Annotated in this window: 23 protein-coding genes and 1 pseudogene; 19 read left to right on the forward strand and 5 right to left on the reverse strand. The window is 37.8% G+C overall.

Annotation, left to right across the window (positions count from 1 at the left end; translation table 11 throughout):
* Positions 1-57: 57 nt before the first annotated feature.
* Positions 58-564, reverse strand: a complete 507-nt coding sequence (locus GILLI_RS06485) for a DUF2383 domain-containing protein (protein WP_006988309.1) — start codon at positions 562-564, stop codon at positions 58-60.
* A gap of 291 nt (positions 565-855) precedes the next feature.
* Complete coding sequence (gene rsmG / locus GILLI_RS06490; RefSeq protein ID WP_006988310.1) at positions 856-1,485, reverse strand: 16S rRNA (guanine(527)-N(7))-methyltransferase RsmG; 630 nt, start codon at positions 1,483-1,485, stop codon at positions 856-858.
* Positions 1,486-1,597: 112 nt separating this feature from the next.
* Between rsmG and GILLI_RS06495 the strand changes: the two genes are divergently transcribed.
* Entirely contained in the window at positions 1,598-2,698 is a 1,101-nt protein-coding gene (locus tag GILLI_RS06495; protein WP_040506467.1) for a fatty acid desaturase family protein, read from the forward strand.
* Between the two features lie 26 nt (positions 2,699-2,724).
* A complete protein-coding gene (locus GILLI_RS06500; RefSeq protein WP_006988312.1) occupies positions 2,725-3,918 on the forward strand; it encodes a pyridoxal phosphate-dependent aminotransferase in 1,194 nt (397 codons plus the stop codon).
* A gap of 218 nt (positions 3,919-4,136) precedes the next feature.
* Here GILLI_RS06500 and GILLI_RS06505 read toward each other — a convergent pair whose 3' ends face one another.
* Positions 4,137-5,633 carry a TrkH family potassium uptake protein gene (locus GILLI_RS06505; RefSeq protein WP_040506874.1) on the reverse strand — a complete coding sequence of 499 codons (1,497 nt, stop codon included), beginning with the start codon at positions 5,631-5,633 and terminating at the stop codon, positions 4,137-4,139.
* Positions 5,633-6,982 (reverse strand): Trk system potassium transporter TrkA, encoded by a 1,350-nt coding sequence (gene trkA, locus GILLI_RS06510; RefSeq protein ID WP_006988314.1) that lies wholly within the window; start codon positions 6,980-6,982, stop codon positions 5,633-5,635. The genes GILLI_RS06505 and trkA overlap by 1 nt, the downstream gene beginning before the upstream one ends.
* Positions 6,983-7,256: 274 nt before the next feature.
* Between trkA and ubiE the strand changes: the two genes are divergently transcribed.
* Together ubiE and porT are read left to right on the forward strand one after the other, a co-directional pair.
* Entirely contained in the window at positions 7,257-7,988 is a 732-nt protein-coding gene (gene ubiE / locus GILLI_RS06515; protein WP_006988315.1) for a bifunctional demethylmenaquinone methyltransferase/2-methoxy-6-polyprenyl-1,4-benzoquinol methylase UbiE, read from the forward strand.
* Position 7,989: 1 nt separating this feature from the next.
* Complete coding sequence (porT, locus tag GILLI_RS06520) at positions 7,990-8,667, forward strand: type IX secretion/gliding motility protein PorT/SprT (RefSeq protein WP_006988316.1); 678 nt, start codon at positions 7,990-7,992, stop codon at positions 8,665-8,667.
* Here the strand turns inward: porT and GILLI_RS06525 are convergent.
* Positions 8,661-9,395, reverse strand: a complete 735-nt coding sequence (locus GILLI_RS06525; protein WP_006988317.1) for a TrmH family RNA methyltransferase — start codon at positions 9,393-9,395, stop codon at positions 8,661-8,663. The two genes, porT and GILLI_RS06525, sit on opposite strands and share 7 nt — an antisense overlap.
* A 37-nt stretch (positions 9,396-9,432) precedes the next feature.
* Here GILLI_RS06525 and tamL point away from each other — a divergent pair, with 37 nt between their 5' ends.
* The 15 genes and pseudogenes from tamL (at position 9,433) to GILLI_RS06590 (ending at position 24,497) form a co-directional block, all read left to right on the forward strand.
* Positions 9,433-11,997 (forward strand): translocation and assembly module lipoprotein TamL, encoded by a 2,565-nt coding sequence (gene tamL / locus GILLI_RS06530; protein WP_006988318.1) that lies wholly within the window; start codon positions 9,433-9,435, stop codon positions 11,995-11,997.
* Between the two features lie 49 nt (positions 11,998-12,046).
* Positions 12,047-13,114, forward strand: a complete 1,068-nt coding sequence (fbaA, locus tag GILLI_RS06535) for a class II fructose-bisphosphate aldolase (RefSeq protein ID WP_006988319.1) — start codon at positions 12,047-12,049, stop codon at positions 13,112-13,114.
* A gap of 120 nt (positions 13,115-13,234) precedes the next feature.
* Entirely contained in the window at positions 13,235-14,089 is an 855-nt protein-coding gene (gene accD, locus GILLI_RS06540) for an acetyl-CoA carboxylase, carboxyltransferase subunit beta (protein ID WP_006988320.1), read from the forward strand.
* A 219-nt stretch (positions 14,090-14,308) separates the two neighbouring features.
* Positions 14,309-14,578, forward strand: a complete 270-nt coding sequence (gene rpsO, locus GILLI_RS06545; RefSeq protein ID WP_006988321.1) for a 30S ribosomal protein S15 — start codon at positions 14,309-14,311, stop codon at positions 14,576-14,578.
* Between the two features lie 330 nt (positions 14,579-14,908).
* On the forward strand, positions 14,909-17,152 hold the full coding sequence (locus tag GILLI_RS06550; RefSeq protein ID WP_006988322.1) for a polyribonucleotide nucleotidyltransferase: 2,244 nt from the start codon (positions 14,909-14,911) through the stop codon (positions 17,150-17,152).
* Positions 17,153-17,455: 303 nt separating this feature from the next.
* Positions 17,456-18,319, forward strand: coding sequence for a sigma-70 family RNA polymerase sigma factor (locus GILLI_RS06555; protein ID WP_006988323.1), 864 nt, complete (start codon positions 17,456-17,458; stop codon positions 18,317-18,319).
* 229 nt (positions 18,320-18,548) lie between these two features.
* A complete protein-coding gene (locus GILLI_RS06560; RefSeq protein ID WP_006988324.1) occupies positions 18,549-19,421 on the forward strand; it encodes an SDR family oxidoreductase in 873 nt (290 codons plus the stop codon).
* Entirely contained in the window at positions 19,421-20,848 is a 1,428-nt protein-coding gene (locus GILLI_RS06565; RefSeq protein WP_006988325.1) for a phytoene desaturase family protein, read from the forward strand. Before GILLI_RS06560 ends, GILLI_RS06565 begins: the two co-directional genes overlap by 1 nt.
* A 185-nt stretch (positions 20,849-21,033) precedes the next feature.
* Positions 21,034-21,222, forward strand: coding sequence for a BLUF domain-containing protein (locus GILLI_RS06570; protein WP_006988326.1), 189 nt, complete (start codon positions 21,034-21,036; stop codon positions 21,220-21,222).
* 158 nt (positions 21,223-21,380) lie between these two features.
* The gene (locus tag GILLI_RS19220; protein WP_415830530.1) at positions 21,381-21,509 is read left to right on the forward strand and encodes a hypothetical protein; all 129 of its coding nucleotides are present in this window, start codon (positions 21,381-21,383) and stop codon (positions 21,507-21,509) included.
* Between the two features lie 228 nt (positions 21,510-21,737).
* The gene (locus GILLI_RS06575; protein ID WP_006988327.1) at positions 21,738-22,142 is read left to right on the forward strand and encodes a BLUF domain-containing protein; all 405 of its coding nucleotides are present in this window, start codon (positions 21,738-21,740) and stop codon (positions 22,140-22,142) included.
* A gap of 73 nt (positions 22,143-22,215) precedes the next feature.
* A pseudogene (locus GILLI_RS18860) lies at positions 22,216-22,293 on the forward strand (ribulose-phosphate 3-epimerase); the annotation flags it as partial.
* A 94-nt stretch (positions 22,294-22,387) separates the two neighbouring features.
* Entirely contained in the window at positions 22,388-22,795 is a 408-nt protein-coding gene (locus tag GILLI_RS06580; RefSeq protein WP_006988328.1) for a BLUF domain-containing protein, read from the forward strand.
* 60 nt (positions 22,796-22,855) lie between these two features.
* The gene (rpe, locus tag GILLI_RS06585) at positions 22,856-23,518 is read left to right on the forward strand and encodes a ribulose-phosphate 3-epimerase (RefSeq protein WP_006988329.1); all 663 of its coding nucleotides are present in this window, start codon (positions 22,856-22,858) and stop codon (positions 23,516-23,518) included.
* Positions 23,505-24,497, forward strand: a complete 993-nt coding sequence (locus tag GILLI_RS06590; RefSeq protein WP_006988330.1) for a YpdA family putative bacillithiol disulfide reductase — start codon at positions 23,505-23,507, stop codon at positions 24,495-24,497. The genes rpe and GILLI_RS06590 overlap by 14 nt, the downstream gene beginning before the upstream one ends.
* Positions 24,498-24,640: the final 143 nt, after the last annotated feature.

The raw sequence follows: 24,640 nt of genomic DNA on the forward strand, positions 1-24,640 counted from the left end.
AAGTCGAAAAACTTCCGGGTTTCTTTTATACCATATTAATGCAAAGTCGATTGCACTTTAAATTCCCAAATACTTCTTTTCTCCTTCGCCATTTTCCTCTTCCAAATCTTCGTAAATATTCAATCCAAAACCTTCAATTTCCTGCAGGGTAAGTTGGACGGAATGTTTTTGAAATAAGAGCATTTCGCGGATCTCTCCTAAACTTATTCTGGATAATAAATTTTGATATAATCCAATATTTTGTCTTTCTCTCCGGTAACATTCTTTAATGATCCCGTCTTTTTCGATTCTAAATACAGGAAGAACAGGACCAGGAATATTTTTCCATTCGCGCCTTAAGTTAATTTTCCCTTCTCCCTTTATATTATTTTGGTTTTCCAGGCTCTCAATTTCCTGTTCTATTCTCTTGCTAAAAGACTTTTTTTGATGAGCCACTTTAATGAGAAAATTACGAAAAAGCAGTCTCTTACAATGTTTTGAGGCATTGGAATAAATTCTGAAATCACGGTAGTTCTTTTCCAGAATTGAATAAAGCAAGCTTGTGGTTTTTTCTAAATGTCCCATTTTACAGTTTCTAATCCTTTTTGAAATTTAAGAATTAAGCGCTGCTAAAACCGGGCATTTAACTTATTTAACTCTACCCAAGAAGAACTGAAGGCTTTGTGAGGATCATACTTTCTGAAATATCAGCAGGAATAGTAAGTACGATGAGAAATAGTATTATAAGTTGTTTTAAGAAATAATTAACAACTGTTTAGCACAGGCTTTTTTTCTTTAATTCTAATCGAAAACTTTGCAGCAATTTGAATAACTATTCCTTAAAATTTATTCGAAACATCCTAAGGTAGCATACAATTATCCTTTATATTTCATTGGTAGATAAACGATCTTTTTTGTTTCAAAAAATTCTTCTTCAAAATAATCTTTTAATGGATAAATCACTGCAGATTTGTACTGCTCCAATTCTTCAGACAGATCCCCTCCTTTAAGATATAAAATTCCGTTTTTGAGTTCGTGATTGCTTTTTTTGGCAATCTTTCCTTTCACCCAATGCACAAAAGTGGGCATCGCTGCCACTGCCCTACTAACAATAAAATCATAATTACCTTTGATCTCTTCTACACGGGCATTGGTGGTTTTAACATTTGTGAGCTGCAAACCTTCTACGACCTCATCCACAACCTTTATTTTTTTTCCGATAGAATCCACCAAATGAAAACTGGTTTCAGGAAAAAGAATTGCCAAAGGAATTCCTGGAAACCCTCCGCCGGTTCCTACGTCTAAAATATGTGCATCTGGCCTGAATTCAAGTACTTTCGCTATCCCAAGAGAATGCAGCACATGACGCAAATAAAGTTCGTCTATATCCTTTCGGGAAACCACATTTATTTTAAGATTCCAGTCTTTATATAGCTCCTGTAACTTGCTGAATTGTTCTAGCTGAACTTCGTTTAATTGAGGGAAATATTGTTTTATAAGCTCCACGTTCTTCTATTTTGTTGCAAAAGTACTGAAATTGCAACGTTAATTTCTCCGTATTTTGGTATCGGCACAATTAATGTTTTATCTTTGTTCAATTGAATTTTATCTTATGTCTATGAATCATGAAACCGTTCGCTTTTCGAGAGTTGATTCGGGAAAATTTTTCCGAACACTCAATAAACGGGTAAATGCTTATTTTAACGATAACAACTTATCCAAATCAGGAAACTGGAAATTGCATCTCAAAACGATTGTTATGTTCTCCCTTTTTTTGGTGCCATACTTTTTAATTCTTACCCTGGATATATCGCAATGGTGGCTTTTATTACTAACCATCGTTATGGGCGCAGGAATGGCCGGAGTTGGAATGAATGTGATGCATGATGGAAATCATGGTTCGTATTCATCTAAAAAATGGGTCAATAACCTAATGGGAGGAACCATTTATGTACTTGCCGGAAACGTTTATAACTGGCAGGTTCAGCATAACGTCTTGCACCATACCTACACCAATATACACGGGCACGACGAAGACCTGGACGCAGGCAGAATCATCCGTTTTTCTGAACACTCCAAATGGTCAAAATTCCATAGATTTCAACATTATTACTCGGTGTTTTTATATGGTTTACTAACCTTTAACTGGGCGCTTACTACCGATTTTAAACAAACCAAAAGCTATTTATCCAGAAAGCTGGCCTACGGGAAATTACCTTCTCCTGCAAAACAATGGAGCATCATTGCTGTTACCAAAGCGATCTATCTCGCTATATGGATTTTGATCCCTATGCTTTTCATGTCCATAGCCTGGTGGAAGATCTTGATTGGTTTTTTTGTGATGCATTATACCGCAGGTCTTATTCTAAGCATCGTATTTCAATTGGCCCATGTGGTTAATAAAACCCAAATGCCTATTCCAGATGAAACCGGATCCATGAAAAATACCTGGGCGATACATCAGCTATATACTACCGTTAATTTCGCTACCAAAAACAAAATTGTAAATTGGTTTACCGGCGGACTAAACCACCAGGTAGAACATCATATTTTTCCGAATATAAGTCATATCCATTACACTAAAATCGCCAAAATAGTTAAAGAAACCGCTGCAGAATGTAATTTACCTTACAACGAATACAAAACTACCCGTGCAGCCATTATTGCTCATTTCAGCCATTTAAAAGAAATGGGGTCAAAACCCGTAATTTCTGCTTAAAAATATTCAAAAACCAACCGTATTTCATGCAAAAACAACTATCCGACAGAATCAATAACATGACCACCTCACAAACCCTGGCAATGGCGGCCAAAACCCGTGAGTTAAAAGAAGAAGGAAAAGATATTATAGGCTTAAGCCTGGGAGAACCGGACTTTAACACCCCCGATTTTATAAAAGAAGCCGCAATACAGGCTATTAATGATAATTACAATTCCTATTCCCCGGTTGACGGTTATGTAGAGTTGAAAGATGCCGTAATCACGAAATTTAAACGGGATAATGGCCTTACCTACAACCGCGCTCAAATCGTAGTTTCTACTGGGGCTAAACAATCCTTGGCTAATGCTGCCATGGTGATTTTAAATCCCGGAGATGAAGTGATATTGCCCTGCCCGTACTGGGTAAGCTACGCAGAAATAGTAAAACTTGCCGAGGGAATTCCTGTGGAAGTTCCTACAACTGTTGAAAATAATTTTAAGATCACTCCAGCACAACTTGAAGCGGCGATCACACCAAAAACCAAAATGGTTTTGTACAGCTCTCCCTGCAATCCCAGCGGAATGATCTTTAGCAAGGAAGAATTACGTGCCCTGGCTGATGTATTGGTAAAATATCCAGATATAATTGTAGTGAGTGATGAAATTTATGAGCATATAAATTTTGTTGGGGAACACGCATCTATGGCTCAGTTTGAAGATATGTATGATCGTGTGATCACGGTTAACGGAGTTTCCAAGGCTTTTGCCATGACCGGATGGAGAATAGGATATATAGGGGCACCTGAATATATCGCCCGCGCTTGTAATAAAATGCAGGGCCAGATAACAAGCGGAGCCAACTGTATTGCCCAACGCGCAGTTATCACTGCTCTGGAAGCGCCTGTTAGCAAAATCCAGCCTATGATTGACACCTTTAAAGAACGTAGGAAATTGATACTTTCATTGCTGGATCAAATAGAAGGTTTTAAAACCACAGAGCCAGAAGGAGCCTTTTACGTTTTCCCTGATATTTCGTATTTCTTCGGAAAAACAATTAAAGGACACCATATAAAAGATGCTACAGATTTTTCTATGTTCTTATTGGAAGTAGCCCTTGTTGCAACTGTAACAGGTGATGCCTTTGGAAACCCGGAATGCATAAGACTTTCATATGCTGCCAGTGAATCGCAAATAGAAGAAGCTTTAAAAAGAATAAAAGCAGCTGTTTCTGAAGTTTAAAAATTTCAAAAATATTCTAAAAAATCAGCCAGATAATCTCAGGCTGATTTTTTTTTGAATCAAGAAGCTCGGTAAGGGCGGGCCCACGAATTTTATCCCGATTTCTACCAGAAGGAAATCTTTTCAAAAATTCGGGGCATCCCAATAGCTACGGGACGGGAACCTGTCCGACGGTCAGGCGGGTTAAACCACCACCCCAATGAGGGATTAAAAATGTGCTATCTGTTCCTCCAAAAGAATGGGGTAAGTAAGATCAAAACAGTAAACAGTTCCAACCTTCCTATAAGCATCAAAAATGCCGACCACCATTTTGCTGCAGGCGGTAATACATCATAATTATAAATAGGTCCCAAACTTCCTAATGCAGGTCCTACATTACCTAAAGAAGATGCCGCTCCTCCAATAGAGGTCATGAAATCAACTCCCATAAACGCAAAAACCAGGGCTCCAATAATAAAAGACAACATATATAGAATAAAAAAGCCCAGAATATTAAATACGATTTCCTTTTTAATCGCTCTACCGTTATAGCGTATCGGCAAAATTGCATTTGGATGCAGGGTTCTTTTAAATTCGGTTATCCCATTGCGAATTAAAATCAGGTGGCGCATCACCTTAATCCCTCCTGCTGTAGATCCTGCAGAGCCCCCAAGAAACATTAATCCGAAAAAGAATACTGTTAGAAAGGGAGTCCATAACGTGTAATCTGCACTAACAAAACCTGTTGTTGTTACAATTGCTAAAACCTGGAAAAGTGCGTGCCTGAATGCGCTTTCTCCTTCTCCCCACACCATAGGATGTGCGATAGAGGAAAGTGACAAATCTGCCTGAAAATATATTATAGTTGCAGCTACAGCTGTAAATCCTATAATAAATACAAAATACCATTTAAATTCATCATCGTGAATCACCTTCTGAATTTTTCCTTTAAAAGCAAAATAGCTTATCACAAAATTTGAGCCAGCAAGAAACATAAAAAGAATAACAATATACTGGATAACAGGTTGATCATTCCAATAGGCGAGACTGGCATTTTTTGTTGAAAAACCGCCGGTAGAAAGCGTACTTAAAGAATGGTTGATAGCATCAAAAAAGCTCATTCCAGCTACCTTCAGCAAAACAGTTTCAGCGATGGTGTAGGAGAAATAGATTAGCCATAGGCGTTTTGCTGTATCTGTAATTCGTGGTTTTAACTTATCGGCACTTGGTCCGGGAGATTCAGCAGAAAACAACTGCATCCCTCCAATTCCTAAAAGAGGGAGTATAGCAACGGCTAAAACAATGATCCCCATCCCCCCAATCCAATGCGTAAGACTTCTCCAAAATAAAATCCCTTTGGGAATAGATTCAATATCATTTAAAATAGTTGCCCCGGTTGTTGTGTAGCCAGACATGGTTTCAAAAAAGGCATTGGTAAAATTGGGGATGGTTTCGCTTAATATATAAGGGAGTGTTCCACTTAAAGCCATAAAAATCCAGCCAAAGGTCACAATTATATAACCCTCTCGCTTTTTAAGTTCTTTACCACGTCCCCTGGTGAAAAACATTAATACTATTCCAATAAAACAAGTGATTAGTGCGGCGGAAGAAATTTGTAAGGCTATTCCATCATCATAATACCAGCTTACAAAAACAGCAATAAGCATAAAGCCTCCATTAAATAAAAGGAGCAATCCCATAATATGGAGAATAACCTTATAGTTTAATTTAGGCATTACAAAAAGAGCTTTTCCACCTTGTTTATAGACCTTGGTAAACAGCATACCACAATTCTATCTCCTGCTTTTATATAAAAATCTCCCAGCGCTATCAAGCCTTCTCCATTTCTTATTATTCCTCCAATTATGGCTGAACGGGGGAAATCAATATCTTTAATTTTTTTATCACAAACCTGGGAAGAAGCTTTTACAATGAATTCCAATAATTCTGCATTCATGTTGTTTAATTTGGTCATCGCGACCACTTCCCCTTTTCGTATATATCTAAAAATATTATTTGCAGCAAGTAATTTCTTATTGATGAGGGTATCGATCCCAATAGAATGGCTTAACTGAAAATAGTCCATATTTTCTACCAGGGCAATCGTTTTTTTCACGCTTTTGGATTTGGCTACCAAACAAGTCATAATATTTGTTTCTGAATTTCCGGTAACGGCAATAAAAGCATCCATGTCATGAATATTCTCTTCCTCCAGAAGTTCCACATTTCTTCCATCACTATTTATCACCAAAACCTGCGGAAGTTCATCGGCAAGATCAAAAGCCTTTTCCCTGTCACTTTCTATAAGTTTTACATTAAAATTGTTCCTGCTTAGATCCCGTGCGGTTTTTCTTCCAATTTTACTCCCACCAAGGATCATTATGTTTTTTATGGAATGTTTTACTTTTCCCGTAAGTTTATATAATACCTCTACTCCGTCACGTGTTGTGACAAAATAAACCTGGTCTCCTTCTTTAAACTGAGTATCACCTCTTGGTATAAGTGTATATTGAGTTCCAAACCGCTGAATGGCAATAGGAACAAAGTTTAACTTTGGAAATATGGCGGCAGCTTCCTTTACGGTTTTTCCTACAAACATAGCAGTTCTGGAAAGGTCAAGTCCTATCATGATCAAAGCACCATTTTCAAACTCGTAACTATCACTAAATGCAGATTGATTAAGCAATAAAGCAATTTCTGCGGCAGCAAGAGCCTCTGGAGAGATCAATTCATCAATTCCAAACTTCACAAAACCAAGTTCTTCTTTATTTTCTAAAAATTCGGTATTTGAGATCCGGGCGATCGTTCTTTTAGCTCCAAGTTGTTTTGCAAGAACACAAACAGTTATGTTTGTAGACTCGCTGGAAGTTACACCAATTACCAAATCCACATGTTTTACATTAGCCTCCTTCAAAATAGAGATTGAAGTTGCATCCCCCTTAATGGTTCTGATATCAAGATGAGTATCAGCATATACAAGATTATCCCTGTTATTATCTATGAGGGTAATATCCTGTGATTCATAGGAAAGTAATTTTGCAAGATGAAAGCCTACTTCACCGGCACCGGCAATTATTATCTTCATATCACGCGATAAGATTTTTCGAGATATCAAAGGTACAGTAAAATATACAATCCATTAATTCCCCGGCATATAAATTGAAACGCTATCTTTTTAAAGATTTTTTATTGCAATTTGGGACTTATTTATAGCAACAACAAAATTCCTATTAAACCGGGAATTAATCTAAAAGAAAGTATGAACCATAAGACTTGGTTTTATTTAAGTTTCACAATAAAGTCTGAAACTTATAAAGTCAGTAATTACATATCACTTATCTTTGAACCAAATTTGTAAAATGAAAGAAAAAATCACTCCATACAAAGATTCCAAGCTGAATAAAAAAGCGCAGGTGGAAAAAATGTTTGATACTATTTCAGAAAATTATGATGGACTCAACCGGGTAATTTCCTTTGGAATTGATGTAAAGTGGAGAAAAAAAGTGATCGCCCTGGTAGAAGCCACTAAACCGGAAAAGGTTTTGGATATTGCCACGGGCACCGGAGATCTTGCCATAAGTCTTGCTAAAACAAGTGCTTCAGAAATCATAGGCCTTGATATTTCTGAAGGAATGCTCGCCGTAGGCAGAAAAAAGATCGCTGAAGAGAAACTTTCTGAAAAAATTAAAATGGTGCAGGCAGATTCCGAGGCCTTACCCTACGAAAACAATACTTTTGATGCTATCACCGTAGCTTTTGGCGTGCGTAATTTTGAAACCCTTGAAAAAGGACTTGCAGAAATATTTAGAGTCTTGAAACCCAATGGAATTTTTGTGGTTTTAGAGACCTCGGTACCTGCAAAATTCCCGTTCAAGCAAGGATATAATTTTCATAGCAAAGTTATACTCCCCATTATAGGAAAGTTGTTCTCTAAAGACAAGGTTGCTTATTCTTATTTAAGTGAAAGTGCAGCGGCTTTCCCTTACGGGGAAAAATTCAACAATATTTTAAGGAAAATTGGGTTTATAGATGTAGAAGATAAGCCTCAAACATTTGGAGTAGCTACCATTTATACCGCATCTAAAAATTAATATGAAAAAATTCTTACTACTTACAGGGTTTCTGTTTTGTTATTTTCAAGGTAATGCTCAATTATTTTCAGGGGATAGAATGTTAAACAATCCAAATTTTGACCAGAAAAGATGGTCTTATGGGTATTTTCTGGGCTTCAACACGTATGATTTCGATTTTGATTATAAAAATTTTACACCCGGTTCTCCATCTGCAAATGATTTAATTATAGAGACAAGTATAGGCTTTAATGTGGGTCTAGTTGGGAATTTAAAACTGACCAATAACCTCGATATTCGATTTGAACCTGGTGTAAGTTTTAATAACAGACTGCTAAGGGCTACCTATACTCAGGAAATAGACCAAATCAATTCCACCTATGTTCACTTTCCTCTTTTGTTAAAATTTTCAGCAAACAGGTTTAATAATATCAAACCTTTTGTAGTTGGCGGGGTTTCAACTTCTATAAATTTATCGAGCAACGAAAACAATCCTGAGGCAATAACAAGAATTAGGACAAATACGTATAACTATGAAGTAGGTGTTGGAGTTGATTTATATTTTTATTACTTCAAACTTTCACCTTCTTTACGTGGCGTCTTTGGCCTGAACAATGAGCTTGTGGAAGGACCTAGCGACCTGGGAAATGTGGAAAACATGACATCAAGAGGTGTATTTTTAAACTTCACTTTTCAATAATTCTCCCTTCGCCTGAATTCTCCTAAAAAAACAGCTGTTGCCATTGCTACATTCAAGCTCTCTGTGTTTTGGGAATCGCCAAATTGAGGAATGGTCAACTTTTTGGGAACCAGTTGTTCGACTTCTTTAGAAATCCCATTTGCCTCATTTCCCAAAACAAGGATCCCGTTTGAAGGAAATTTGGCTTCATATAGATTTTCCCCCTCCAAAAAAGTTCCCATTACCGGTATTCCAGGATTATTTTTGATAACAGGCGATAAATCCAAATAAACAACTTGTACGCGGGTGATACTTCCCATACTGGCCTGTACAACTTTTGGGTTATAACTATCTACGGTATCTTTTGAACATAGAAGAGTCTTCACTCCAAACCAGTCACATAACCTAATGATCGTTCCTAAATTTCCCGGGTCCCGCACTCCATCTAAAGCAATGATTAACCCATTTAAATCGGGTGATTTTACTTCGGGAATTTCAAATAATGCAATGGCAGTTTGAGGAGTTTTCAACCGGCTTATTTTCTTTAAATCGGCTTCATTGATCAGGTGGGCTTTTGAAGCCGGAACATCAAAAATCTCTTTGGTGGTATATAAAGAATCCAGCGTATAATTTGAAGCCAAAATTTCTGAAATCCCCTTGATTCCTTCTACAATAAATAGCCTGTTTTTTGTTCGGCTTTTTTTTTGCTCAAGACTTGTTATTAACTTAATTTGGCTTTTGCTAACCATGCAAATAATGTATTTTTGAATTCTTAATTGACTCTTATTGAAACACCTCCTCGCAAAAATATCGTTTATTATTTTAACCATTATACTATTTATCTCTTGTAATGCGATAAAGCGGGTTCAAAGCGATGAATTACTTCTTAAGGAGAATACTATTTTTGTGAATGGGGAGAAATTAAAAGAAGCTCGTATTTACAATCAGTTATATCAGGAACCTAACGCCAAACTGCTTGGAGTCCCCATTAGATTGCATTTTTATAACCTGGCAAAACCCAACCCCGACTCAACATTTCAAAAGTGGCTGCAAAAAAAACCAAACAGGGAGCAGCGATTGAACAATATTTATTCCAGAAAGCAGGTAGAAAAATTAGGCCAATCCTACGTAAATATAAATGAAGGGATTAAAAAAGCAGGAGAAGCGCCCGTAATTATAGATGACGAACTCACCAAAAAATCTGTAAACCGTTTAAAATCCTGGTACTTCAATAATGGTTGGTTTAATGCAGAAACAAATTATGAAATAAAGCCGCTGGAAAATAAAAAAGGTGAAGTAGATTATTTTGTTACTACCCATACTCCCTATATAGTAGATTCCATTCGAAAGCGCATTCCTTCCCTGGTAATAGACTCCCTTTACGATGCTTATAAACATGAATCGATTATTCAAAGTGGAATTCAGTACAGAACCCTGGATTATAATGCAGAGCGGGACAGACTCACACGCATATTCCGGAATAATGGTGTCTATTATTTTGATCAGGAATATATCAGTTTTGAGGCAGATACTATAGATACGAATTACAAAGTAAACACCACCGTAATCGTCAATAACCGACAGGTTGAACAAGGCGATACTACTGCCAGGGTTCCCTTTAAGATTCATAAAATAAGCCAGGTGAATGTTTTCACCGATTATACTTTTGAAAACAGATATAAACCGGTTACAGACAGTGTTCAATACAATGGCTATAACATCTATAGCTTTGCTGAATTGGAGTACAAACCCCGTGCTATTACCGATGCAATTTTTATAAGGCCGGGAGAAATTTTTAAGGATACCGACAGAACGAGAACTTATAACCGTATGAGTTCCCTGCGCGTCTTTAAATACCCAAGTATAGAATACACCCCGGATCCTGCCGATAGCACAAGTACAGATCTTGTAGCAAACATATTTTTGACACCTCAACAAAAATATTCCCTCGGTTTTGATTTTGATATTTCTCAAAGTAATATTCAGGAATTTGGAGTAGGATTTGGTGGATCCTTATTAATTCGAAATGTTTTTAGAGGAGCCGAAAATTTCGAAATCTCAGGAAGGGGAAGTGTAGGTTCTTCCTCAGACGCTGCACGCGGAAGTTCAAAAGACCGGTTTTTTAATATTTCTGAACTTGGAGCCGATATAAAACTTACTTTTCCAAGGATATTTCTTCCATTTAATACCGAGAAATTTATCCCAAAATACATGTCGCCCTTTACCTCTCTAAGCCTGGGAGTAAGCGCCCAGAACAACATAGGTCTCGACAAGCAAAACCTGAATACGATCCTGAATTACAGATGGACACCCTCTAGAACCATTTCCAAACGAGTTGACTTATTGAATGTTCAATATGTGCGCAATTTGAACACAGATAATTACTTCAATGTTTACCGGAACTCCTATTCTAATTTAAATGAGATCGTACAATCTCCGGAAGTGGTAACAAGCCCAACCTATCTGGATGAGGAAGGAAGACTTATAATACCAGGAGGAGCTGAAAATTTTATAAGGGATGTAACTACCGGAGATCCTCAAACTTCAGGATTATCTCCAAACCAATCCCAGGAGGTAAACAACATTAGTGAACGAAAAAACCGGTTAACCGAAAACAACCTAATTTTCGCATCCAATTTCACGTACCTTATAAATAATAAAGAAAATTTATACGATGATGATTTTTCCCGTTTCAGGTTTAAAGTAGAGGCGGCAGGAAATTTTCTTGCAGCGATATCCAGTTTAGCCGGTCTGAAAAAAAATGAACAGGGAAATTATAACATTTTTGGAGTGAATTATTCTCAATATATTAAAACGGAACTCGATTATATAAAGCATTGGGATTGGGGAAACAAAAATATATTCGCCGTTAGGGCATTTGGCGGAGCTGCTATACCTTACGGAAATGCAAACAGCATCCCTTTTATTCGTAGCTTTTTTGCAGGTGGACCTAATGACAACAGAGCTTGGCAAGCGTATGATCTTGGCCCGGGAAGCAGTGGAGGCCGAAATGAATTTAACGAAGCCAATATGAAACTGGCATTTAATGCAGAATACCGCTTTAATTTAATTGGTGCCTTAAACTCCGCAATCTTTATAGACGCCGGGAATATTTGGAATGTCTTGGACATTGTGGAAGATGAAGCCGCCACCTTTACTTCCTTTGCAGATTTAAAAGATATCGCGATAGGTTCCGGTATAGGATTGCGCTATGATTTTAATTTTTTTGTGCTGCGTTTTGATGCTGGTTTCAAAACCTATGATCCTTCACTACCTATGGAGGAAAGGTGGTTTGAAAACTACAACTTCGCAAACGCTGTATATAACGTAGGTATCAATTATCCGTTTTAACCGAACTTATTTTCTTATTTTTGTAAACCTAATTTGAAAAACATTTATTATGAGTCACAATATTAAGCCTGGGGTAGCTACAGGGAAAGAAGTACAGGAAATTTTTGCATATGCAAAAAAGAAGGGTTTTGCACTGCCGGCAGTGAATGTAATAGGATCAAATACAATAAATGCTGTACTTGAAACGGCTGCAGAATTAAACTCTCCGGTTATAATTCAGTTTTCAAATGGTGGGGCTCAGTTTAATGCAGGAAAAGGCTTATCGAATGAAAATCAACAAGCTGCAATCGCCGGTGGCGTTGCAGGAGCAAAACATATTCATGAACTCGCAAAACTATATGGTGCTACTGTAATTCTCCATACCGACCATTGTGCTAAAAAATTGTTACCCTGGATCGACGGACTTTTGGATGCAGGTGAAAAATATTATAAAGAACATGGAATACCCTTGTATAGTTCTCACATGATAGATCTATCTGAAGAATCTCTGGAGGAAAATATGGATATCTGTAAAAAATATCTTGAGCGCATGAGCAAAATGGGGATGACCCTGGAGATAGAATTAGGGATCACCGGTGGAGAAGAAGATGGCGTTGACAATACCGATGTAGATGATTCTAAACTTTATACGCAACCCGAAGAAGTTGCTTACGCATACGAGGAATTAAGCAAAGTTAGCGATCAATTTACCATTGCGGCTGCCTTTGGAAACGTTCACGGGGTTTATAAACCCGGAAATGTAAAACTTACTCCAATAATCCTAAAAAATTCTCAGGAATTTGTTTCTAAAAAACACGGACTTAAAGAAAATCACATCGATTTCGTATTTCACGGAGGTAGCGGATCTACAGTTGAAGAGATACGTGAAGGAATAAGCTACGGAGTAATAAAAATGAATATCGATACAGATCTTCAGTATGCATTCCTTGAAGGTATTAGAGATTACATGGGAGACAAAAAAGACTACGTGAAATCACAAATTGGAAATGCTGAAGGTAGTGATGTACCCAACAAAAAATATTACGATCCCCGCGTTTGGTTAAGGGAAGGTGAATTAACCTTCAAAGCACGTCTTAAGAAAGCTTTTGAAGACCTTAATAATATCAATACTCTTTAAAATAAAATCGATATCTGCTGAAAGGACTATGCTTCAGCAGCTATCTTTTTAAATAAATCCTCAGATTCAAGCTAAAGTACGCGCTGCAGCTTGGACCTAAAACTCTGAAAAACATACTATATGGCCTGGTTTAAAAGAACACAAAAGGGCATCCAAACCCCTACCGAAGATAAAAAAGATGTACCTAAAGGTTTATGGTACAAATCTCCTACTGGTAAGATTGTAGATGCCGAACAGCTGGAAAAAAATTTTTATGTTAGCCCGGAAGACGGTTATCATGTTAGAATTGGGAGTACGGAATATTTTAAGATTCTTTTTGACGACAACAAATTTAGAGAGCTTGATAAAGACATTTCCTCCAAGGATCCTTTAAACTTCGAGGACACAACAAAATATAGCGATCGTTTAATAGCGGCTCAGAAAAAAACAGGACTTACAGATGCGGTTCGAACAGCCGTTGGAAAATCCAAAGGAAAGGATCTTGTAATTGCTTGTATGGATTTTAAATTCATAGGAGGATCCATGGGTTCTGTAGTAGGTGAAAAAATTGCCCGTGCCGCCGATTACTCCCTGAAAAATAATATTCCGCTCCTTATCATATCAAAATCGGGAGGAGCAAGAATGATGGAAGCTGCACTCTCGCTTATGCAGCTTGCAAAAACTTCAGCAAAACTTGGTCAATTGGATGATGCCAAAATCCCATATATTTCACTAAGCACAGATCCTACCACCGGAGGAACTACCGCTTCTTTTGCCATGTTGGGCGATATCAATATTGCAGAACCCGGAGCTTTGATTGGGTTTGCAGGACCACGGGTTGTTAAAGATACCACCGGACAGGATCTTCCAAAGGATTTCCAGACTTCAGAATTTTTAAAAGAACACGGTTTCTTGGATTTTATTACTCCAAGATCAGAGCTTAAAGACAAGATCAATCATTATTTAGACCTCATTCTTAATCAACCAATTAGATAAGAAAAGTAGTAAACCTGAAACCTGCAGCAATCTTAATCAAGAACCTCGGGCAAGCCCGATAGCTATCGGGACGGGGAACCTGCCCGACGGTCAGGTGGATTAAACCCTCAATGAGGGATTAAAATTAAATTTCAGAATAAATTTTAATAATAATATAGTATCTTTGCCGCTTGACAGAAAATCTGTTCATACATAAAAATCATTAAAATTAATATTGGAATGTATTTAACTAAAGAAGAAAAGCAAGATCTTTTCGCAAAACATGGAAAAGGTACGAATGATACCGGATCTGCAGAAGGCCAAATTGCCCTTTTCACCCAACGTATCTCTCATCTTTCAGGTCACTTGAAAACCAACAGAAAAGACTATAATACAGAACGTTCATTGGTAATGCTGGTAGGTAAAAGAAGAAGTTTACTCGACTATTTAATGAAGAAAGATATTATGAGATATCGTGCAATCGTTAAGGAATTAGGATTAAGAAAATAAATTATAAAGGGGCTCTAACGCCCCTTTTTTCATATATTAGAGGGAAATTAGTTCCTTTTTTAGACTTAAAATAATCAAGAACCTCGAGGCAAGCCCGCCTGAATGAAATTCATTTCGGGCATCCCGATAGCTCGGGACGGGGAACCTGCCCGACGGTCAGGCGGGTTAAATCCTCAATGAGGGATTAACGCTCCGGCCTTTGCTAAGAGTAGTTTTCATTGGTCTGCTACAACCACTGCACAACACAGCAAGTCCCGATGGATTATTCAAAGGGAGACCATTGTTTAACGTAGTATGTAACTTTACATATTAGAATTGAAAAAAAAATTTATGATTCCAAAAACATTTAAAGAGGTTATCGACTTAGGAGATGGAAGAAGCATCTCGCTCGAAACCGGAAAATTAGCAAAACAAGCCCATGGCTCTGTAGAGCTTAGAATGGGAAATGCAGTATTGCTTTGTACCGTTGTTTCTTCTTATAAAGAGAGCACAATGGATTTCTTTCCATTAACAGTAGATTACAGAGAGAAATTTGCAGCAGCAGGACGTTATCCTGGTGGTTTCTTTAAAAGGGAAGCCAGACCAAGTGATGGTGAAGTTTTGACTATGAGAATTGTAGACCGTGTATTGCGTCCATTATTCCCATCAGATTATAAGACTGAAACTCAGGTAATGATTCAGCTAATGTCTCATGACGAAGAAGTGATGCCGGACGCATTGGCCGGTTTAGCCGCATCTGCAGCTATTCAATTATCTGATGTTCCTTTTGAATGTGCTATTTCTGAAGCTCGTGTAGGTAGGGTAAACGGTGAATTTATCATAAACCCAAGCCGAAGCCAGTTATTAGAGTCGGATATTGATATGATTATTGGTGCTTCTGCAGATTCTGTAATGATGGTAGAAGGTGAGATGGATGAAATTTCAGAAGAAGAAATGGCAGATGCCATTAAATTTGCTCACGAAGCCATCAAGATTCAAATTGAAGCTCAATTGCGATTGGCAGAAGCTTTCGGAAAAAAACCGGTAAGAGAATATGCTGCCGCAAAAAGCGATGAAACTATTGCAGCCAGGGTTAGAGAAATTGCATATCAAAAAGTATATGATATCGCAAAAGGTGGACACGGTAAGAAAGAAAGAAGCGAAGGTTTTTCCGGAGTTAAGGAAGAGGTTTTGGCCTCCTTTAGCGAAGAAGAACTGGAAGAAAATTCAGGTCTTATCAAGACTTATTACAATAAAGTAGAAAAAGAAGCGGTAAGGGAATTAACTCTTGCTGAAGGAACACGTTTAGACGGACGGAAAACAGACGAGATTCGCCCAATTTGGTGTGAAATCGACTATTTGCCATCTGTTCATGGATCGGCAATATTCACCCGTGGGGAAACTCAGGCATTGGCAACTGTTACTTTAGGAACTTCCAGAGAGGCAAATATGATAGATATGCCAACCCATCAGGGGGAGGAGACTTTCTATTTACATTATAACTTCCCTCCATTTTGTACCGGAGAAGCATATCCTTTAAGAGGAACTTCCCGAAGAGAAATTGGTCACGGAAACCTAGCGCAACGAGCTTTAAAAGGAATGGTTCCTGCAGATTGCCCATATACTATTAGAATTGTTTCTGAAGTATTGGAATCTAATGGATCTTCTTCTATGGCTACTGTTTGTGCCGGAACAATGGCGATGATGGATGCAGGTATTAAAATGAAAAAACCGGTTTCCGGGATTGCAATGGGACTGATCTCTGACGGAGATCGTCACGCAGTACTTTCAGACATTTTAGGTGATGAAGATCACTTGGGAGATATGGACTTTAAAGTAACCGGAACGGAAGATGGTATTACCGCCTGCCAGATGGATATTAAAGTAAAAGGTTTACCATACGAAATCCTGGTTAAAGCCCTAAAACAAGCACGTGCAGGAAGATTACACATTCTAGAAGAATTAACTAAAACCATTTCTGCTCCTAACGAGGACGTAAAAGCTCATGCTCCAAAAATTGTTACCAAAATAATTCCGCAGGAATTCATTGGTGCCCTTATTGGACCAGGAGGAAAAGTGATCCAGGAAATGCAAAAAACATCTGGATGTACGATCGTTATAAACGAAGTAGACGAAAAAGGTGTTGTTGAAATCCTTGGCACAAGTCAGGAAGGTATTGACAGCGTATTGGCAAGAATTGAATCTTTAATGTTCAAGCCGGCAGTTGGTGAGACCTATGAAGTGAAGGTTATAAAAATGCTTGATTTTGGCGCAGTAGTAGAATTCCTTGTCGCTCCGGGTAATGAGGTCCTACTTCACGTATCTGAATTAGCATGGGAACGTACTGAAAACGTAAGCGATGTGGTGAATATGGGAGATGTATTTGAAGTGAAATACTTTGGAATTGATCCTAAAACACGTAAGCAAAAAGTTTCCAGAAAAGCATTGCTTCCAAAGCCGGAAGGATATGTTGCGAGACCACCACGTGATGACCGGAATGACAGAGGTCGTGATAATCGTGGATCAAGAGACAATAGAGGTCGTGATGACAGAGGTCGTGACGATAGAAAACCAAGAGAAAACAGAAACGACTAGTTTCTATCTCCTATAATTTTAAAAATCCCCTGAGAAAAACTTTCAGGGGATTTTTTTTATGAATCCAAAAATAGAACCTTTTATTTTTGTAATTTAAAAATTTCAAAGAACTACCTGTAATGTGCAAGTTAACATCATAGATACCTGATCGCGCTGGGATATACGACAAAAACCAAAAAGTCCGGAACGCCGAAAATAAATCTCCAAAAAAATTAAATCAAAGGAATTGTAACATTTTACTAACTCTCTACGTATAATTAAATACAAGAGCTATTCATAATTAAAAATCCAGGGAGAAGATAGATGAGACAACTTAAAATTACGAAGCAGGTTACAAATCGTGAAACCGCTTCGCTAGATAAGTATTTGCAAGAAATTGGTAAAGTGGACCTAATTACCGCCGATGAAGAGGTGGAATTAGCACAAAAAATTAAAGCGGGTGATGACCGTGCTTTGGAGAAATTGACTAAAGCAAATTTACGTTTTGTGGTTTCTGTTGCAAAGCAATATCAAAATCAGGGATTAACACTTCCCGATCTTATTAACGAAGGAAACTTAGGATTGATTAAAGCTGCAAAGCGTTTTGATGAAACCCGTGGTTTTAAATTTATATCCTACGCCGTTTGGTGGATACGTCAATCTATTTTGCAGGCACTTGCCGAGCAATCCCGAATTGTGCGTTTACCATTGAACAAAATTGGTTCTATTAACAAGATCAATAAAACATTTGCTTTTCTTGAGCAATCTCACGAACGTCCGCCAAGTGCAGAAGAGATCGCTAAAGAACTTGACATGACCATCAATGATGTGAAGGAGTCCATGAAAAACTCCGGGCGTCACGTATCTATGGATGCGCCGTTGGTTGAAGGGGAAGATTCAAATCTATATGACGTTTTACGTTCTGGCGAGTCGCCAAACCCAGACAGGGAATTGCTGCACGAATCTTTAAGAACAGAGATCGAACGTGCTTTGGAAACCCTTACACCACGTGAAGCAGATGTTATTCGTCTTTACTTTGGACTGGGAGATCAACATCCAATGACGTTAGAAGAAATTGGCGAGACTTTTGACCTTACCAGGGAACGTGTTCGCCAAATCAAGGAAAAAGCTATAAGAAGATTAAAACATACTTCCAGAAGCAAGATCTTGAAGACTTACTTAGGATAATATATAAGATGACAACAGTTTAGTCCCTTTGTGATGACTGGGATAATAATAACTGTTCGTTTTTTGATTGATGAATGAACCCCGGAGTGATGACCGGGGTTTTTTCATGATCGGTTTTCACAAGCTTTCCTCCTGCTTTCACACCATTAAAGTTGTGTTAATCTATTGACCTGCACCTTGTAATCTTTATTTTCTGATTAAATTTCAAAGCTTTAAAATGCGGAAATAAATGGAAGATCAGGAAAAAATTTTAGTGATTGGGGCTTCAGGGGCGTTGGGCTTAGAAATAGTGAAACTTCTCAAACAGCTGGAAGTCCCTTTGAGGGTTCTTACCAATTCCTCTGAGGGAGTTTCAAAATTAGCTCCTTATTCAAACGATATATGGAAAGTGGATGCCTCTACCAAATCCCCTGAAATTAAAAATATCACAAAGGGAGTTTCTACGGTGATCTCTTCCCTGGGAAAAAGTATAAGCCTTTTTTCCCCCTCAGTAGATTCCTTTTATGAAACAGATTATGCTGCAAACAAAACCATTCTCGATGATGCAGTAATGAATGGTGTAAAGCGCTTCGTTTATGTATCTATAAAAGGCGTCGATTCCGGCAAGGATTTCAACATTACCAAAGCTCATAAAATGTTTGAAGAAGAACTCATTTCCTCTGGTTTGGATTATACGATCCTAAGACCAGTAGGGTTTTACTCTGGCCTCAACGATTTGGCTATCATGGCAAAACGTAAAGTACTTCCTATAGTTGGAGATGGGGATGCAAAAACAAATAGTATTCACCATAAAGATATGGCTGAAGTTGTAGTTTCTTATGCTAAGAAGGGTCCGAAAATTATTGAGATAGGTGGTCCTAAAATCCATACAAGACTTGAAATGGCAGAAATGGTGAAGGAACGATTTGGTGCAACAATTATTAAAGTACCAAAAACAGTTGCAGATATTGGCGCAATGATTCCCAATTTTTTAAGTGGAGGTACGGGAGATAAGTTGGATTATTACACGTATATCACCACGAACGATATGATTGGTGAATCCCGCGGCTCCATTGTCTTTAAAGACTATCTCAAAACTCTTGACCTAAAAGAATTACCATAATGCCAGAAGATTATGATGCAATAATCGTTGGAAGCGGTTCAAATGGACTCGCAGCTGCTATCCACCTCCAGCAAAAAGGATTGAGAACCGCTGTTTATGAGCAGGCATCTGAACCTGGAGGTGCTACCAGGACAGAACAATTAACCCTTCCAGGGTATCAACACGATGTGGGGTCTGCAATATTGCCAATGGGCGTTGCTTCTCCATTCTTCAGGGATCTTCCTTTAAATAACTACGGTCTTAAATGGATCTATCCTGATATTCCCTACGCACATCCTTTAAAAGATGGGACTGGGGTTGCCTGCTACAAGGATCTTGATAAAACTGCAGATCAACTGGGGAAAGACAGAGATTCCTATTTGAAAATCTTTCAGCCTCTGGTGAATAATTGGGATAAAATAGATAAGGATCTATTAGGGCCTTTGGGAATTCCAGAGAATCCCATTGATTTTTTAAAATTCGGATTAAAGGCTTTACCTTCTGCAAAGATGCTGGTAAATCATTTTTTCAAAAATGAAAGATCCAAAATCTTTTTTTATGGTTCGGCTGCGCATTCTACATTACCTCTAACCAATCTGGCCTCTGCCTCCTTTGGGCTGGTTCTTACCACCATGGCACACCGCTATGGCTGGCCATTTCCAGAGGGCGGCGCCAAAAACTTTACCAACAGTCTTGTCTCCTTTTACAAGTCCCTGGGTGGGGAATTGTATCTAAATGTTCTCGTGAAACACGTAGAAGAACTTCCGCGGGCCAAAGCTTATTTATTTGACGTAACACCAAAACAACTTTTAAAGATTAAAGGCACCAATTTTCCCTCTTTATACAGGAAAAGAATGGCCTCATATAAATATGGTGCCGGGGTTTTTAAAATGGATTGGGCCCTTAGTGAACCTATACCCTTTACCAGCGCAGAATGCCGTAGATCTGGAACTGTACATATAGGTTTTTCCTGTGAAGAAATAGAGGAATCTGAGGGCCATATACACCATAAAAAAATGACAGATACTCCTTACGTTTTGGTTGCACAACACAGCATATTTGACCCAACACGTGCTCCTGTAGGAAAACACACCGCCTGGGCTTATTGCCACGTTCCAAATGGTAGTATAAAGGATTTTTCCCAGATCATAGAAAACCAGATTGAACGTGCCGCTCCAGGATTTAAAGACACCATTCTTGCCCGATCAACTATGAACACCGTTCAATTACAGCAATGGAATCCTAATCTTATAGGAGGTGATATCAATGGTGGAAGGCAGGATATCACTCAGTTATTTACCCGGCCCATTATAAGCATCTCCCCTTACTCAACACCAGATCCGAAAATTTATATATGTTCTTCCTCTACCCCACCTGGCGGCGGTGTTCATGGGATGTGTGGCTACAATGCCGCAAAAGCGGTCTTAAAAGACCATTTCAACGGTTAATTTGATAAAAATGAGCTGTGCTATTTGTTATGTAAGCACAGTTGCTGAAGGGTTAAAGAAAAAAGAGGTGAAAAAGCCGCTTGAAAATTCAGCTAAAAGAAATAATAATCATGATGTCCGCGGGGTTCTATTATAATCTGCAGGAAAATTTCTCCAGGTAATGGAGGGAGATAAAAAATTATATCTTGGATCTATTTGGGAAAATAGAAAGGGACTCCAGGCATCATAATATCATCCTGGTTCTGGGAAGGGAAATCGAGCAGGTTGCCTATGACGGTTATTTATCTGATACAATTACAAATGATAAAAAACGTAAAGAGAGTCCTCTTCACGATTACCTTGACCAGGCAAAAGGATTGGCCCCGCCAATTTAGCAAACCGTGTGAAATATTCTCAGCGTTTTCATTAAAACTCGTAATAGATTAATTCATATAATTTTTGCCTTGAAAATATAATTCTCATTATGTCTACTAAATAAATTGCCCCAACTGTCCTTGCTGGTCATCTTGGAAACCTTAGGCGCGATGTAGAATTGATCAACAAAATTGAAGCCGACTGGTTTCATATAGATATTATGGATGGTATTTTTTTTTCCAATATATTATTCGATGCCTGTTCTCTAAGCCATCACGTGATAAAAGATATCGACTTATCTGGTTAATTTCCCATTGAGGGTGACAACAGTATATAGTCCCGATACTTAGCGGATAACTGTTAGTTTTTTGATTGATGAATGAACCCCGGAGTGATAACCGGGTTTTTTTTGTGACCTGAAATCTCTATTCCATTTTTTGAAAATTTTAGTATATCATTATTACTATTTAATGGAAAATTACAATAATTTGACAAGGCAAATTATTATGAAACTTTAATTAAGAAACAAATCTACATGAGATATGCCATTATTTATGTTAGTACCGCTTCCAAAGATTTAAAAGAACCGGAAATTAAAACTATGCTAAAGGAAAGTGTTATATGGAACAACAGTCATGGCCTCACTGGTCTTCTCCTTTATTCGGAAGGAAACTTTTTTCAGATAATAGAGGGAGAGGAAACTGTTACTAAAGACTTATTTGAATCTATTAAACAAGATCCCAGACATCATAATATAATACAGATATCTGGAAAGGAAATTCACAAAGAAGCCTATGATGGTTTTAAGTCTGATTTTATTTATTCAAATGCACATTATGATCCCAAAAAATTTAGAACATACCTGGAGCAGATTGAAGTGCTGGATGATGCTACTCAAAAAGCAGTTAAAAATATGTTGAAGGCATTTATCATTACTTAAAAAGGTAAAACCTTTTTTTCTTCTTATTTTTGTGCCTGAAATATTTATTCCCGAGTTATGAGCATAAAACTTCATGCCCCCTTCGGTTCTGGCTGCCGATTTTGCCAATCTTCAACGCGACCTGGAAATGAGCAATAACAGTGAAGCCGACTGACTTTTTTTATGTTTTTATCTTATAGAAATTAAAAAATGGCTCAACAATTCTTAATTTTTTTTACTTTTGAAAGCCAAGCAATATTTAAACAATGAGTTACGCCATAAGCTACGTGAGCACCGTAGATAAAGATGTTACCGAGAATGATATCCAAAACGCATTGGATTACAGCAAAAGTTGGAATAATGATCACGATATAAGTGGAATTTTACTCTACTCACAAGGAAATTTTTTTCAGGTTTTAGAAGGTGATAAAGAGGTTCTAAAAAAACTTTTTTCAAATATCAAAAATGATAAAAGACATTATGATATTATAAAAATCTTTGAAAAAGAAGTACCCCATGTAAAATTTGATACTTACCAAGTAGATTTCATTTCGTTAGACGCTCGCTTTCAACATAAAGATCTTCATTCCTACTTTTCTCAAATCAAATCTTTAAACCCTGCCATACAAACTTCGGTTAAATATATCTTGAATAAATTTACAGAAGGTATTTAATGTGCACTGCACTTATTTTGATAATTTGAATTTGTATTTTTGTGAAAACTTACAAAAATAATGAATTCAAAACTTATTGCCCCTTCGGTTCTGGCTGCCGATTTTGCCAATCTTCAACGCGACCTGGAAATGATCAATAACAGTGAAGCCGACTGGTTTCATATCGATATCATGGATGGTGTTTTTGTGCCAAATATTTCATTTGGAATGCCGGTTCTAAAGGCAATTGCCAAACATGCTAAAAAAACCATCGATGTTCACTTAATGATCGTTGATCCAGATAGATACATCAAGGAATTTGCCGATTTGGGAGCTAATATTCTCACCGTGCATTATGAGGCCTGCCCACATCTGCACCGAACCCTTCAGGCGATAAAAGCTGAAGGAATGAAAGCTGGAGTTGCTATAAATCCGCATACGAATGTAGATTTGTTGAAAGATGTGATAAAAGATATCGACTTAGTTTGTGTAATGAGCGTAAACCCAGGTTTTGGTGGACAAAGTTTTATTGAACACACCTACAACAAGGTTCAGCGTCTAAAGGAAATCATCATTGCAAATAACGCTGATACCCTTATCGAAATCGACGGAGGTGTGACCGATAAAAATGCTGCCAGGCTTGTAGAAGCAGGCGCAGATGTATTGGTTGCAGGGAGTCACGTCTTCAAAGCAAAAAACCAGATAGAAACAATTAAAGGACTTAAAAATATTGCAAATTCCTAATAAAACGTACGATATAATAATTATTGGTAGTGGCCCCATAGGAATTGCCTGTGGGCTTGAAGCCAAAAAGCACAATCTCTCTTACCTTATCCTGGAAAAAGGCTGTTTGGTGAATTCCCTTTACCACTACCCTTCTAATATGACCTTTTTTTCAACTTCAGAAAAACTTGAGCTGGACAATATTCCATTTATCAGCATTAATCCTAAACCACGAAAGGCTGAAGCGCTGGAATATTATCGAAGGATTGCGGTTTCCAATGATTTGAATATTAATTTATTTGAGAAGGTACTTTCAATAGAAAGCGAAGATGAAACCGTTCATAGCATAAAAACTTCAAAAGGGATTTACACCTCCAAAAAAGTAATAATCGCCACCGGATTTTATGATATCCCAAATTATCTTGGCATCCCGGGGGAAGATTTGCCAAAAGTAAATCATTATTACAATGATCCGCATTTCTACGCTAAACAAAAGACCATCGTAGTTGGAGCAAGCAATTCTGCAGTAGACGCAGCCCTGGAAATTTACAGAAAAGGTGGAGATGTTACTATGATTGTAAGAACTCCGGAAATTGGACAGCGTGTAAAATACTGGGTTCGCCCGGATATTATCAACCGCATTGAAGAAGGCAGTATAAAGGCTTATTTTGAAGCAGAAATAGCTGAAATAAAAGAAACTTCCGTCATTCTCAAAACTCCGGAAGGCGAAAAAATCCTTGAAAATGATTTTGTTTTATTGCTTACAGGCTACAGGCCAAATTTTGGTTTTCTAAAAAATATTGGGATCAATATTTCTCAAGATGAAAAACATATTCCGGAATATGGTAAAGAATCCATGGAGACCAATGTTTCAGGGGTTTATCTTGCAGGAGTTATTTGCGGAGGAATGGAAACACACAAATGGTTTATTGAAAATTCCAGGATCCACGCCCAAATGATTTTACAGGACATTGATAAAAAAATAAAGAAGGCATCTTAAATAATCAAGAGCCTCCCGCCCAAACGGTTCTGGCAGGACCGACATGAAATTCAAGGCGGGCAAGTCCACAAGATATACTAAAAGAAGAAATACCAGAATTCCCGATGAAATACCAGCCGAACTGGACACGCGGGCAAGAAAAA

Origin of the sequence: Gillisia limnaea DSM 15749, assembly GCF_000243235.1 — a bacterium.
GTDB lineage: Bacteria > Bacteroidota > Bacteroidia > Flavobacteriales > Flavobacteriaceae > Gillisia > Gillisia limnaea.